At 71.4% G+C, this 13,165-nt stretch carries 11 protein-coding genes; 8 read left to right on the top strand and 3 right to left on the bottom strand.

Annotated elements, in window-relative coordinates; all coding sequences use genetic code 11:
* Positions 1 to 52 precede the first annotated feature (52 nt).
* Positions 53 to 931: a Sco1979 family transcriptional regulator gene (locus JAP66_RS01445; protein ID WP_199429410.1), complete on the bottom strand. Its 879-nt coding sequence runs from the start codon at positions 929 to 931 to the stop codon at positions 53 to 55.
* Between the two features lie 213 nt (positions 932 to 1,144).
* Here JAP66_RS01445 and JAP66_RS01440 point away from each other — a divergent pair, with 213 nt between their 5' ends.
* Complete coding sequence (locus JAP66_RS01440; protein ID WP_199430018.1) at positions 1,145 to 1,942, top strand: SAM-dependent methyltransferase; 798 nt, start codon at positions 1,145 to 1,147, stop codon at positions 1,940 to 1,942.
* 4 nt (positions 1,943 to 1,946) lie between these two features.
* Here JAP66_RS01440 and JAP66_RS01435 read toward each other — a convergent pair whose 3' ends face one another.
* Entirely contained in the window at positions 1,947 to 2,333 is a 387-nt protein-coding gene (locus tag JAP66_RS01435; protein WP_199429408.1) for a sterol carrier family protein, read from the bottom strand.
* A 58-nt stretch (positions 2,334 to 2,391) separates the two neighbouring features.
* Between JAP66_RS01435 and JAP66_RS01430 the strand changes: the two genes are divergently transcribed.
* The 5 genes from JAP66_RS01430 to JAP66_RS01410 all read left to right on the top strand — a co-directional run bounded on the left by JAP66_RS01430 (position 2,392) and on the right by JAP66_RS01410 (position 7,401).
* Positions 2,392 to 3,000 carry a type VII secretion system-associated protein gene (locus JAP66_RS01430; RefSeq protein ID WP_199429406.1) on the top strand — a complete coding sequence of 203 codons (609 nt, stop codon included), beginning with the start codon at positions 2,392 to 2,394 and terminating at the stop codon, positions 2,998 to 3,000.
* Positions 3,001 to 3,138: 138 nt separating this feature from the next.
* Positions 3,139 to 3,957, top strand: a complete 819-nt coding sequence (locus tag JAP66_RS01425) for a lysozyme (protein ID WP_372448926.1) — start codon at positions 3,139 to 3,141, stop codon at positions 3,955 to 3,957.
* A 145-nt stretch (positions 3,958 to 4,102) separates the two neighbouring features.
* On the top strand, positions 4,103 to 4,969 hold the full coding sequence (locus tag JAP66_RS01420) for a lysozyme (protein ID WP_199429404.1): 867 nt from the start codon (positions 4,103 to 4,105) through the stop codon (positions 4,967 to 4,969).
* A 195-nt stretch (positions 4,970 to 5,164) separates the two neighbouring features.
* Positions 5,165 to 6,244 carry a hypothetical protein gene (locus JAP66_RS01415; protein ID WP_199429402.1) on the top strand — a complete coding sequence of 360 codons (1,080 nt, stop codon included), beginning with the start codon at positions 5,165 to 5,167 and terminating at the stop codon, positions 6,242 to 6,244.
* An 83-nt stretch (positions 6,245 to 6,327) separates the two neighbouring features.
* Positions 6,328 to 7,401: a pentapeptide repeat-containing protein gene (locus JAP66_RS01410; RefSeq protein ID WP_199429400.1), complete on the top strand. Its 1,074-nt coding sequence runs from the start codon at positions 6,328 to 6,330 to the stop codon at positions 7,399 to 7,401.
* A 15-nt stretch (positions 7,402 to 7,416) separates the two neighbouring features.
* On the opposite strand, the gene purL is transcribed toward JAP66_RS01410, so the two are convergent.
* A complete protein-coding gene (gene purL, locus JAP66_RS01405; RefSeq protein ID WP_199430016.1) occupies positions 7,417 to 9,705 on the bottom strand; it encodes a phosphoribosylformylglycinamidine synthase subunit PurL in 2,289 nt (762 codons plus the stop codon).
* Positions 9,706 to 9,801: 96 nt separating this feature from the next.
* On the opposite strand from purL, the gene JAP66_RS01400 reads away from it, so the two are divergent.
* Together JAP66_RS01400 and JAP66_RS01395 are read left to right on the top strand one after the other, a co-directional pair.
* On the top strand, positions 9,802 to 11,424 hold the full coding sequence (locus JAP66_RS01400; RefSeq protein ID WP_199430015.1) for an ABC transporter transmembrane domain-containing protein: 1,623 nt from the start codon (positions 9,802 to 9,804) through the stop codon (positions 11,422 to 11,424).
* The gene (locus JAP66_RS01395; RefSeq protein ID WP_199429398.1) at positions 11,415 to 13,154 is read left to right on the top strand and encodes an ABC transporter ATP-binding protein; all 1,740 of its coding nucleotides are present in this window, start codon (positions 11,415 to 11,417) and stop codon (positions 13,152 to 13,154) included. The genes JAP66_RS01400 and JAP66_RS01395 overlap by 10 nt, the downstream gene beginning before the upstream one ends.
* The last annotated feature ends 11 nt before the right edge of the window (positions 13,155 to 13,165 follow it).

Raw genomic sequence — 13,165 nt, 5'->3', positions numbered from 1 at the left:
TGAATCACAACCGAGTGCCGATGCGTAACACCGGCGTCGCGCATGGCGATAACTACAGCTCGGTCCGCAGCTTGGAGAGCTCCTGGCGGGAACGGTCCGGCGTGTAGGCGTCCACCGCCAGCCGGTCGAGCGCGCGGCCGAAGACCTCGATGTCGTCGAGGCGTTCCAGGTACACCGCGCCCGCGAGGTGCTCGACGTAGGCGATGTTCGGCAGCTCCGGCTCGCGGAAGCGCAGCAGCGTGAAGGCACCCTCGGCGGCGTAGCCGCTGCGATCGAACGGGATGATCTGCAACGAGATGTGCGGCAGGGCGGTCAGCTCGAGCAACTGGTCGAGCTGGCGGCGGAAGGCCTCGCGGCCACCGATGTGCCTGCACAGGACCGACTCGTCGATCACCGCCCACAGCCGTGGCCCGCCGGGCCGGAACAGCGTCTTCTGTCTGCGCATCCGGAACGCGACGCGTTGTTCGAGCTCGTCGTTCACCGACTGCGGAACGCCGTGGCTCATCACGGCCCGCGCGTACTCCTCCGTCTGCAGCAGCCCGGGCACGAACTGCAGCTCGTAGGTCTGGATCCGGGAGGCGGCCTCCTCCAGACCGACGTAGTCGTCGAACCACCGCGGCATCAGGTCGTTGTAGCGGTGCCACCAGCCCGGCTGGTTGGAGTCCTTCACCATCTCGAGGAAGCTGGCCCGCTCCTCCGGTTCGCCGACGCCGTACATGGTCAGCAGGTCGGCGACATCCCGCTCCTTGAAGCCGACGCGGCCCAGCTCCATCCGGCTGATCTTCGACTCGGACGCGCGGATGTGGTAGCCGGCGTCCGCCCGGCTCAGCCCGACCCGCTCCCGCAGACGGCGGAGCTGGGCACCCAGCACCATCCGCCGCGCGGTCGGGCCGGTGCCCTGATCCCCCGCGGAGGCGTCTAACGAAGCCATGCCGGACCTTCCTGAACTCGCGACGGCTGCCGGACAGGTGATGATACCGGAGGGAAATGCCCGATCACAGAACGTACTACTCCGCACACCGTGGTCAAGGCGGCGTTTACCGGCCGAGAGCGAACACCTACGCTACGTGTGATCCGCGACATCCGAGACGCATTCTGCGAGGTTCCGATGGCTGGTCCCGTGCCCCAAACCGATCGCGTCCCCGTGGGGGTCGACCCGACGAGGGCGAGCATCGCCCGAGTCTACGACGCCTTCCTCAACGGCAAGGACAACTACGAGATCGACCGGGAGGTGCTGCGGGGCGTCCAGCGGGCCGCGCCGGAGGCACAGGAGCTCGCGACCGAGAACCGCGGCTTCCTGATCCGCGTGTGCCGCTTCATCGCCACCCAGACCGGGGTCCACCAGTACCTCGACTGCGGCTCGGGGCTGCCGACCGCGGAGAACGTGCACCAGGCGGTCCAGCGCGTCGACCCGGACTCGCGCGTGGTCTACGTCGACAACGACCCGGTCGTGCTCGCGCACGGGCGCGCACTGCTGGAGGAGAACGAGAACACCCACTTCGTCTCCGCGGACATCTTCAAGCCGAAGGAGATCCTGGAGAACGAGATCGTGCGCAAGCACATCGACTTCACCGAGCCGCTCGCCTTCTTCCAGCTCGGCACGCTGCACCACTACGAGGGCCCCAACGAGGAGCCGGCGCAGATCATGCGGGAGTACATCGACGCGCTGCCGTCGGGCTCCTACGTCGCGATCAGCCACTTCCTCGACCCGGAGAACGAGCACAGCTCGATCGCGCGGAAGATGGAGGACGTCTTCCGGCACAGCCCGATGGGCTCGGGGACCTTCCGCACCAAGGCGGAGATCGAGGCGCTGTTCGACGGGCTCGAGATGATCGACCCCGGCGTGACGCTCTGCGCCGACTGGTGGCAGGACGGGCCGCGCCTCAAGCCGCTCAACCAGGTCCAGTACTGCATCGCGGGCGGCGTCGGCCGCAAGCCCTGATGCCCTAGTCGCGGATCCGGACGATCGGCAGCCACGGGGAGAGGTCGGCGCGGGTGCCCGACGCGCCGACCCTGCCCTCGGCGACCGCATCGGTCCACTGTAGACGTCCGGTGGCGAGTTCCAGCCAGGTCCGCGGGTCGGTCTCGACGACGTTCGCCGGCGTGCCCCGGGTGTGCCGGGGCCCCGGCACACACTGCACCGCGGCGAACGGCGGCACCCGGACCTCGACGCTGCGTCCAGGGGCGTCGGCGGCGAGTGTGCGCAGGCTCAGCCGCACTGCGCTGGCGAGGCGAGCGCGCTCCGGCTCCGGCCCGTGCCCGCTCAGCCAGTCCGACACCGCGGCCACCGCGGCACGTAACTCAGTGGGGTCGACCGAACGCGAAGCGGGCATGACCCAACAGTAGAGTGACCGGCAGAACGAACGCACGGCAGAACGTGGGGTAGAAACCATGGCGCAGCGGGACGAGACGAACCGGCTGGTACCCGGCAGGCCCGCGACCGAGAAACCCAAGATCACCCGGGAGATGCGGGCCAACGCCAAGGCGAATCCGAACAGCTGGCTCTACGTGATCGACGAGGCGTTCGACCCGAACGGCCGGGTGCCCTCGTGGGCCGTCGTCGGCGCGTACCCGGTCAACGGCGCGGGCCAGATCGTGGAGGACTTCCACCCCAACGACCGCTACCGGCCGTCGCCGAAGGCGCTGGGCTTCCCCGAGCCCGCCAACAACCTCGAGCGGCTGCTGCAGCTCGTACGCACCCGCCACCGCCCGGCCGAGGACGTGCCGCCCGTCGTACTCGACTCGACGCTGTTCGTCTACGCGATGTCTCCCGTCCAGCGCACCGTGATCGGCTTCCACAACACCGACGGCCGGGTGCTGGTGCCCGCGTACACGTCGAAGGCGCTGGTGCCGAAGGAATGGCCGCACGCTCGCGCGGTGCTCGGCCGCGACATGGTCGAACTGCTCGCCGGGCACGCCGTCGCGATCAACCCGCACGACATCGTCACCGCGGTCGTGCCCGCCGAGCACCTCGAGCGCGCACTCACCGACGAACGCTAGCCAGGGCCTTTCCAGGCCCAGCAGGCGCGCCGGATCGGCCCTGCGAACCACTCAGGAGAGTGACACCCGCTCGCGGAACCCGTCCCATCGGGGCATCGTGTCGTCTGAACGGGGACGCAGACGCATCGGGAGTCTAATGTGGGACGTCGCAAACCCTTGGCATGCTTCGGTGTCGCCATAGTCACGACCGGCTCGCTGGTCTGCGGGAACGGTTCCGCCGCCGCCGGTCAGGCCGACTACACCGGGGCCGAAGAGCGCTCCGCGGGCTCGCAGATCGCCCTGCACGAGGGCGTGCACGGGAAACCGCCGACCGGCCGGTACGCCCCGGCCGAGCAGACCCTCGGCCACGACGTGAGCGGCTGGCAGAGCGACGTCGACTGGCCGAAGGCGTCCGCGGCGGGTGCGAAGTTCGTGTACGTCAAGGCCACCGAGGGCACCGGGTTCACCAGCGACAAGTTCGCCCAGCAGTACAACGGTTCCTACCGGGCCGGCCTGGTCAGGGGCGCATACCACTTCGCGCGCCCGGACGTGTCCGGTGGAGCCGCGCAGGCCGACTACTTCATCGAGAACGGCGGCGGCTGGTCGCCGGACGGCAAGACCCTGCCCGGTGCGCTCGACATCGAGTACAACCCGTACGGCGAGACCTGTTACGGCAAGGACCCGGCCGCCATGACCGCGTGGATCAAGGACTTCTCGGACACCTACGCCGAGCGCACCGGTCGCGCGCCGGTGATCTACACCAGCACGAGTTGGTGGGAGAAGTGCACCGGTAACAGCGCGGAGTTCGGCGGGGCCAACCCGCTCTGGCTGGCGCGCTACGCGCCGGAGATCGGCCCGCTCCCCGCCGGGTGGGCGACGCAGACGATCTGGCAGTTCGCCGACTCCGGCGAGCTGCCCGGTGATCAGAACTACTTCAACGGCAACCGCGAGCGCATCGGCAAGCTGGCGGGCGGCTGACGCGTTAATCACCCACTCGCCGCATACTTTTCACGCAAACTAGTGACAACGGCCACATCGTGCGGTAACAATCAACGCCCGAGCGGCTACCTGCAGTGAGCCGTTCGTCGCGAGGGCAACGATGGATCCGGGAAAGGAAACTCCCATGATCACCGCACGAAGAATGTGGCGGCGTGTCACCAGCGCCGCGATCGCCGGTACGGTCGGCGCGCTCCTGCTCGGCGCGCTGACCCCTGTGGCGGCCAGTCCGCCGAGCGTGGACGCCTACGTCCAGCGAAACGATCATCCGATGGGTTCGCAGATCGCCAGGGTCGAGGGCGACCGGTCGGACCGGGAGAGCAAGGCCGCGGCGAGGCGACCGCAGGGCCTGAACTCCGACGGCGGGCAGGCCGCCGCGACCGTCGCCGGCATCGACGTCAGCGGATGGCAGAAGAACGTCGACTGGAACCACTGGTGGAACCAGGGCAAGCGGTTCGCCTACGTCAAGGCGACGGAGAGCACGACCTACAAGAACCCGTACTTCGCGCAGCAGTACAACGGCTCGTACAACGTCGGCATGATCCGCGGCGCGTACCACTTCGCGCTGCCGGACCGCTCCTCCGGCGCCGCCCAGGCCAACTACTTCGTCGACAACGGCGGCGGCTGGTCCGGCGACGGCAAGACGCTGCCCGGTGCGCTGGACATGGAGTACAACCCCTACGGAGCCACCTGCTACGGAAAGAGCAAGGCGGGCATGGCGGCCTGGATCCGTGACTTCCATGACACCTATCACCGCCGCACCGGCCGCTGGCCCGTGATCTACACGTCGACGAGCTGGTGGAACCAGTGCGTGGGCACCGCGCAGAGCTTCGGCAGCACGGTCCCGCTCTGGGTGGCGCGCTACTCCTCGTCGGTGGGCACCCTGCCCAGCGGCTGGAGCTTCCACACCTTCTGGCAGTACACATCCAGCCCCATCGATCAGAACACCTTCAACGGCGCATACGACCGCCTGCGGGTCCTCGCGACCGGATAACTCACGGCGATCACACGCGCACGGCTCCCGTCCGGCACGCGGCCGGGCGGGAGCCTGTTGTCGCGACCGTAACGATCACCAGGCACAATGCGCGTGACCGACGCCGCGCGGGGCAGGAACCGTGGCGACCGTGGCTGCGTCGGACCACCCGGAGCGCACCACTGGGGGCGCTGTGTTCGACGGAAGGCTTCGGTAATGACGTACCCACCTCAGCCCGGGCAGCCCTACGGCCAGCAACCGGACCCGTACGGTCAGGGCGGCTACCCGCAGTCCGGCGGATTCCCGCAGCAGGGTGGCCAGTACCCCCCGCAGGGCGGCCAGTATCCCCAGGGTGGCCAGTACCCGCCCGGCGGCCAGCCGTACCCGCAGGGCGGGCAGTACGGGCAGCAGCCCGGCTACGACCCGAACGCGCCGTACGGCCAGTATCCCGGCGGCTACCCCCAGGCGGGCGGGTTCGGCGGACCGCCACCGCCGCCCAAGAAGAGCAAGACGGGTCTGTGGATCGGCCTCTCGGCCGGCGCGGTCGTCATCATCGCCTTCCTGGTCACCGGGTTCCTCGCCCCCGGCTTCCTGCTCGGCGACGACGAGAACGGCGAGGACGGCGGCGGGGCGAAGGCGGTCGCCCAGCAGATCGTCGACGGCATCAACGCCAACGACACGCGCAAGCTCCAGTCGCTGAAGTGCCCCGACGCCGACGGGGACGTGGACGACACCATCGAGTCGGTGAACGACCTCTCGAACGCCAAGCTGACGGGAGAGGTCACCGAGTCCGGTAACACGGCGAAGGCCCCGGTGAGCGTCACCTACGAGGGCTCGGCGGTCCCGGTGGACGGTGAGCTCGCCAAGGCGAACGGCAAGTGGTGCTGGCAGAACATCGCCCTGCAGGGCCCGCAGCCGGACGCCACCGGCCAGGCCGGCGAGGAGACGTCCGCGACCGCGACCGACTCGGCCGACCCGACCGGCAGCGGCACGGACGGCACCGGCTCCACCGACGGTGACGAGATCATCGGTCAGCTCATCGACGCGCTCAACGGCGGCGACAAGCAGGCCGCGATGGACCTCATGTGCAGCGACTCGGGCGACCTCAACGAGCCCGACGTCGACCGGGCCGTCAACGGCAACGCCGAACTGCAGGCCTCGCCTGCCGAGGGCTCCGAGTTCCGCGTGGAGGCCGAGATCACCGGCAAGATCGACGGCGAGGAGCTCACCGACAGCTCGGTGTCCGCCACGAACTTCGACGAGACCGGGTTCTGCATCTCGATCCTGTGGCTCTGAGCCGCTTTTGCCCCAGCGCCCCCTCGTGAGTGAATACCCGAGTTAGAACTCGCGTAGGCACTCACGAGGGGGCTGGGGCTGGTATGGCGCGGTCGGGCTGGAAGTCACCGTTGCTCGGCACGATCCTGTGCTCGGTCCTGCTGCTGCTTTCGATCAGCGCCTGGCTGCTCACCGACGACCGCACGAGCCGCAGCGACGCACTGCGCACGGGCGGGCTGGCGGGTGGCGCCGTCGTGGCGCTCTACGCGCTCTGGCTGAACGACCGCCGCCGGCGCGTCGAGGAGGCGCGGCAGGAGATCGAGCGGCAACGGCACGAGCTGGACACCGACCGGGTCTCCGACGAGCGCTTCGCGCGGTCGGTCGAGCTGCTCGGGCACGAGGCCGACCAGGTGCGAATCGGTGCGCTGCACGCGCTCGCGGGCCTTGCCGGGAGCAGACCCGGCTACACGCAGACCGTCCTCGACGTGCTGTGCGCGTACCTGCGCAGGCCGTTCGGCCACCCCCGCTTCACCGGCACCGAGGCGGTGGTGGACGAGGAGGCCGAGCGCGAGCTCCAGGTGCGGCTCGCCGCACAGCGGCTCGTCCATCGCCTGCTGCCCGAACCGGGAACCGGCGCACCCGCCTACGACCTGGACCTCACCGGCGCTGCGCTGGAGTACCTCGACCTCTCCGGGCGCAGGCTCGGCACCGTGGTCCTGCGCTATGCCTACCTGCACAGCAGCACCAACCTCAGCGACTGCGAGTTCGCCGGACCGGCCTGGTTCTCCTCGACCCGCACGGGAGACGGCAGGCTGTCCGGGCGCTTCCTCTGCGCGCGGACGACGTTTCACGAGCGGGCCTGGTTCAGCGGCGCCACGTTCAACTCGCTCGCCGACTTCACCGGAACCACGTTCACCGGCGAGGCGAGCTTCAAGGACGCCGTCTTCGGCGGCGACGCGAAACTTGCGGACACGAACTACGGCGCCGGGCTCGACCTGCGCCGCGCCAGGTTCGACGGGTTCGTGGACCTGCGCTGGCGAACCCAACCGGCCGGGGTCTCGCTCTACGACACGGTAGTGAACCCGGAGCTGGACGCCGAGCTGCCGCCGGGCTGGACCACGGAACGCCTACCGGACGGCCGCACCCGCCTCACCGTCGTGAGTGCGTACACGAGTTAGAACTCGGCTAGACACTCACGAGGCGAACAGGGCGGGCAGCGTGCCCTCCCATGCGGCGCGCAGCTCGTCGAGGCCGAGGCTCGCCACGCCCTGGATCTCCAGCGCGCCGGCCTCCGGGTCGACGACGCCGGTCTTGCGCCACGGCAGGCCACGGGCGGTGCACATCTCGGTGAACCGCAACTCCTCGCTGCGCGGCACGGCCACCACCACCCGGCCAGCCGACTCGGAGAACAGCTGCACGAACGGATCGGCATCGGCGTCGAGCAGCACCCGGGCGCCGCACTGGCCGACCAGCGCCATCTCGACCAGGGTCTGGGCGAGACCGCCGTCGGACACGTCGTGCGCGGCGGAGATCATCCCGTCCCGCGAGCCGGCGACCAGGATCTCCGCGAGCAGCCGCTCGCGCTCGAGGTCCACCGCGGGCGGCACGCCACCGAGGTGGGAGTGCATCACCTGGGCCCACGCGGACCCGCCGAACTCGTCGTGCGTCTCGCCGAGCAGCAGCAACGTCTCGCCCGGCTCGGCACCGATCCCGGTGGGGATGGCGCGCCGCACGTCGTCGAGCACGCCGAGCACGCCGACCACCGGCGTCGGCAGGATCGCGGTGTCGCCGGTCTGGTTGTAGAAGCTGACGTTGCCGCCGGTCACCGGGACGCCGAGCAGCGCGCAGCCGTCGGCGAGGCCGTGCACGGCCCGCTCGAACTGCCACATCACACCGGGGTCGCGCGGCGAGCCGAAGTTGAGGCAGTTGGTCACCGCGAGCGGCATGGCGCCGCTCGTCGCGACGTTGCGGTACGCCTCGGCCAGCGCGAGCTGCGTGCCCCGGTACGGGTCCAGGTAGACGAACCGGCTGTTGCAGTCGGTCGCGACGGCGACCCCGCGCCCGGTCGACTCGTCGATCCGGATCACGCCGGAGTCGGACGGCTGCGCGAGCACCGTGTTGCCGCGCACGTAGCGGTCGTACTGCTGGGTGACCCACTCCTTGGAAGCGAGGTTCGGCGAGGCGATCATCCGCAGCAGGGTGTCCCTGAGCTCGTCCGGACCGGACGGGCGGGGCAGCGAGTCTGGCGTGTCGGCCGCCACGGCGTCCTGCCCGGCGGGGCGGGCGAACGGCCGGTCGTACACCGGTCCCTGGTGCGCGACGGTGCGCGGCGGCACGTCGACCACGGTCTCGCCGTGCCAGGTGATGACGAGGTGGTCGCCGTCGGTGACCTCGCCGATCTCGGTGGCGATCACGTCCCACTTTGCGCACACCACCATGAAGTCGTCCACATCGGACGGACGTACGACGGCGCACATCCGCTCCTGCGACTCGCTGGACAGGATCTCGGCCGGCGTCATGCCCGCGGCCCGCAGTGGAACGCGGTCGAGCTCGACCCGCATCCCGCCGTCACCCGCCGCGGCGAGCTCGGACGTCGCGCAGGAGAGGCCGGCGCCGCCGAGGTCCTGGATGCCCACGACGAGCTTCTTGCCGAACAGTTCGAGGCAGCACTCGATGAGCACCTTCTCGGTGAACGGGTCGCCCACCTGCACGCTCGGCAGCTTCTTGCGGCCGCCGCTGGTCTCGTCGCCGGAGAAGCTGTCGCTGGCCAGCACGGAGACGCCGCCGATGCCGTCGAGCCCGGTGCGAGCCCCGAAGAGAATGATCTTGTTACCGGTGCCCGAGGCGTGCGCGAGGTGCAGGTCCTCGACCCGCATCGCGCCGACGCACATCGCGTTCACCAGCGGGTTGCCCGCGTAACTGTCATCGAAGACCACCTCGCCACCGACGTTCGGCAGGCCGAGGCAGTTGCCGTACCCGGCGACCCCGGCCACCACGCCGGGCAGCACGCGCCGGGTGTCCGGCGCGTCGGCGGGGCCGAACCGCAGCGGATCGGCGACGGCGAGCGGGCGGGCACCCATCGCCAGGATGTCGCGCACGATGCCGCCGACCCCGGTCGCGGCGCCCTGATAGGGCTCCACATAGGACGGATGGTTGTGGCTCTCGACCTTGAAGGTGACCGCCCAGCCGTCACCGACGTCCACGACACCGGCGTTCTCCCCGATGCCCGCGAGCATCTTGGCCCGCATCTCCTCGGTCGTGGTCTCGCCGAAGTAGCCGAGGTGCCGCTTCGACGACTTGTACGAGCAGTGCTCGCTCCACATCACCGAGTACATGGCCAGTTCGGCGTCGGTGGGCCTGCGGCCGAGGATCTCCCGGATGCGGGCGTACTCGTCATCGGCGAGGCCGAGTTCCAGGTAGGGCTGCGGGAGCTCGGGGCTCGCCGCGGCGTGCGTGGTGGTGTCGACGGCGGGGGTTTCCACGTGAGGTGCTGCCACGGCCCCCACGATACTTGGCTCTGACCGGCGAAAATCGTTCGCCACCTGCTCGTGACGCTCGTAACGTCGTCCGGCGTGCCCATGAAGCCGTATCCGGCTCCCGACGTGCGCCTGCCCGCCCGGCCGGCCCCGGTCGGCTACCTGCTGGCGGTGCTGCGTACCCGCCCCTGGCTCGCCGCAGGGGCGGCGCTGACCGGCGCGCTGTGGCTGACCCCGGGCGCCCTGCTCCCGCTGGTGGTCGGCCGGGCCGTCGACGCCGGGATCGCGCGCGGGGACACCGCCGCGCTGTTCGGCCTGGCCGGGGCGATCCTGGCGATCGGTGTGGCACAGGCGGTGTTCGGGGCGACGCTCGGCTTCCTCGCGCATGGGATGTGGATCCACGGTGCGTCGACCACGCAGCGGCTCGTGGCCGGGCACGCCGCGCGGCTGGGGTCCACACTGCGCGAGCAGGTCACGACCGGTGACGTGATGGCGGCGTCGTCCGCGGACATCGGCAAGATCGGTTACGCGTTCGAGGTGCTCGGCAGGCTCGCCGGCGCCGTCGTGGCGTTCCTCACGGTCGGGCTCGTGCTGCTGGGTTACTCCCCGCTGCTCGGCACGGTGGCGATGGTCGGCGTGCCACTCGCGGTGCTGGGGATCGGCCCGCTGATCGCGCCGTTGCAGCGGCGGCAGGGAGCGCAGCGGGAGGAGCTGTCGGCGCTCAACGCCCTCGGCTCCGACATCGTGTCCGGTTTGCGCATCCTGCGCGGTGTCGGCGGTGAGGCGCAGTTCCTCGGCCGCTTCCGCGCGTCGAGCCAGCGGGTCCGGCGGGCCGGGATCGACGTGGCACGCGGCGAGTCGTGGCTGGTCGGCGCCGAGGTGCTGTTTCCCGGCCTGGTGACGGTCGCGATCACGTGGCTCGGCGCGCGACTGGCGCTGGCCGGCACGATCAGTGTCGGCGAACTGGTGGCCTTCTACGGCGCCTCGGCCTTCCTGGTGATCCCGGTGAGCACGGCGACGGAGACCGCCGGGGTGTGGGCCGCGGCGCTGGTCGCCGCCCGCAAGGCCGGGAGCATCCTGGACCTGCGGCCGCGGTTGGCCGACGCGGACGACCCGGTGGCACTGCCGGCCGGGCCGCTGGAGCTGCACGACACCGAGACCGGCTTCACCGCGGTGGCGGGCAAGCTGGTGGTGTCCGACAGCGCCGGGGCCGAGGCGCTGGCCGCCCGGCTCGCCCGCTTCGCCGACCCCGCACCTGGCCAGCGCGTGCTCGTGTCCGGGGTGCCCGCCGACCGGGTGGCGCTGGCGGAGCTGCGCCGTCGGGTCGTGTACGCGCACAACCAGGACCTGTGGTTCTCCGGGGTGCTGCGCGACGAGGTCGCGCCGGTCCGGGCCGGTGCCGTGACCGTCGGCGGTGCGCTGCGGGCGGCCGACGCGGGCGACATCGTCGACGCGCTGCCCGCCGGGCTCGACGAGGTGATCGGCGAGCGGGGCCGTGAGGTCTCCGGAGGGCAGCGGCAGCGGCTCAACCTGGCCCGGGCACTCGCCCTCGACGCCGACGTGCTGTTGCTCGACGAGCCGACCTCGGCGGTGGATGCGCACACCGAGGCCCGCATCACCGAGCGGGTCACGACGTTGCGGCGCGGCCGCACGACGGTGGTGTTCAGCCAGAGCCCGTTGTGGGCCGCGGTGGCCGACGAGGTGGTGCGGGGACCATGCAGCTGAAACTGCCGCTGGCCACCCGCGCCGACGCCGGCGCCTGGGCACGCGCGACCTGGCGGTCGAACCGGCGCGACTTCCTGTGGGTCACCGCCCTCTTCGGGCTGGCCACGGTCACCGGGCTCGCAGGGCCGCAGATCCTCGGCCACCTGGTCGAGGAGGTGGCGAGCGGGTCGGGCACGCGCGGCGTCGACGTGCTGGCGCTCGTGTTCGCCGCGCTGCTGCTCGGGCAGGCGCTGCTCAAGAAGGTCGCGCGGGTGCGGGCGGGCGTGCTCGGCGAGCGGGTGCTCGCCCGCACGCGGGAGGAGTTCGTCGCAGGGACGCTGCGGCTGCCGCTGGGCACGGTGGAGGCTGCGGGCACCGGCGACCTGCTCACCCGCGCGACCTCCGACGTGGAGCGGATCGACGTCGCGGTCCGTCGCGCCGCGCCGGAGATGCTGATCGCGGCGACCACGGTGACGCTGACGGTCGTCGCCATGATCGTCACCTCGCCCCTGCTCGCGCTCGGGCTGCTGGTGGCCGTCCCGGTGCTGGTGCTGCCGACGCGCTGGTACTGGCGGCGCTCGCCCGCGACGATCGAGCGGATGCTCCAGCGCTGGTCGGACGTCCAGTCGGCGACGCACGAGACGGCCGAGGGCGCCCGCACCGCCGAGGCGCTCGGACTGGCCGGGCGCCGCGTCGCACGGGGCGAGGCCGGGCTGCAGGCCGCCGTCGGCGGTGAGCGGGAGCTGCGGAAGCTCCAGCTGCGCTGGCTGCCGTGGCTGGAGCTCGCCCACGCGCTGCCGGTCGCGGCGATGGTCCTGCTCGGCGGGTTCGCCTACGGCCAGGGCTGGGTCGAGCTGGGCACGATCACCACGATGGTGCTGTACGTGCAGGCACTGGCCGTGCCGCTGGACGAGCTGCTGTGGTGGTTCGAGGACCTCGCCGTGGCGGGTACCGCGCTGCGGCGGGTGCTCGGCGTGCGCACCCCGGTGGTGGCACGGGCAGCGGGTCCCGCGCCACGCGGCCGGGACATCGAGCTGCGCGGCGTGCGCTTCGGGTACGCGGCGGACCGTCCGGTGCTGCACGACATCGACCTGCGCATCCCGCGCGGGCAGCGGCTCGCGGTGGTCGGCCCTTCCGGCGCGGGGAAGTCGACACTGGGCAGGTTGCTGGCCGGGATCGCGGCGCCCGGCGCCGGGTCGGTGACGATCGGCGGGGCGGAGGTGTCGGCGCTGCCGGAAGACGTGCTGCGCGGTGAGGTGCTGCTGCTCACGCAGGAGCAGCACGTGTTCGCGGGAACGCTGCGGGAGAACCTGACGCTGCCCGCACGGCCGGGCGGCGGCGAGTTCCGCGACCGGGAGCTGCTGGACGCGCTCACCGCGGTGGGCGCGCGGGACTGGGCGGCGGCGCTGCCCGAGGGCCTGGACACGCGGCTGGCCGGGGTGAACCGGATACCCGCGGCGATCGCGCAGCAGCTCGCACTGGCGCGGGTGGTGCTGGCCGACCCGCACGCGCTCGTGCTGGACGAGGCGACGTCGCTGCTGGACGTGACGTCGGCGCGGGAGCTGGAGCGCACGCTGGCCCGGGTGCTGGCCGGGCGGACGGTGATCGCGATCGCGCACCGGCTGCACACGGCGGCGGCGGCCGACCGCGTCGCAGTGCTGGAGGACGGCCGGATCAGCGAGCTCGGCAGCCACGCCGAACTGCTCGCCGCGGGCGGACCCTACGCCCGCCTGGTGCGCGCCGCCTCGTGAGTGCGTACACG

It is taken from the genome of Qaidamihabitans albus (assembly GCF_016464705.1).
Taxonomy (GTDB): domain Bacteria; phylum Actinomycetota; class Actinomycetes; order Mycobacteriales; family Pseudonocardiaceae; genus Qaidamihabitans; species Qaidamihabitans albus.
The sequence above is the reverse complement of the archived record's forward strand: the minus strand, read 5'-3'. Positions and strand labels throughout refer to the sequence as shown.

What these genes read in the sequence shown, in the direction of transcription:
- JAP66_RS01415 (WP_199429402.1), top strand. Translation starts at nt 5,165, where the DNA reads ATGACGTACCCACCTCAGCCCGGGCAGCCCTACGGCCAGCAACCGGAC.
- JAP66_RS01435 (WP_199429408.1), bottom strand. Translation starts at nt 2,333, where the DNA reads ATGCCCGCTTCGCGTTCGGTCGACCCCACTGAGTTACGTGCCGCGGTG.
- JAP66_RS01400 (WP_199430015.1), top strand. Translation starts at nt 9,802, where the DNA reads ATGAAGCCGTATCCGGCTCCCGACGTGCGCCTGCCCGCCCGGCCGGCC.
- JAP66_RS01420 (WP_199429404.1), top strand. Translation starts at nt 4,103, where the DNA reads ATGATCACCGCACGAAGAATGTGGCGGCGTGTCACCAGCGCCGCGATC.
- JAP66_RS01410 (WP_199429400.1), top strand. Translation starts at nt 6,328, where the DNA reads ATGGCGCGGTCGGGCTGGAAGTCACCGTTGCTCGGCACGATCCTGTGC.
- JAP66_RS01395 (WP_199429398.1), top strand. Translation starts at nt 11,415, where the DNA reads ATGCAGCTGAAACTGCCGCTGGCCACCCGCGCCGACGCCGGCGCCTGG.
- JAP66_RS01445 (WP_199429410.1), bottom strand. Translation starts at nt 931, where the DNA reads ATGGCTTCGTTAGACGCCTCCGCGGGGGATCAGGGCACCGGCCCGACC.
- JAP66_RS01430 (WP_199429406.1), top strand. Translation starts at nt 2,392, where the DNA reads ATGGCGCAGCGGGACGAGACGAACCGGCTGGTACCCGGCAGGCCCGCG.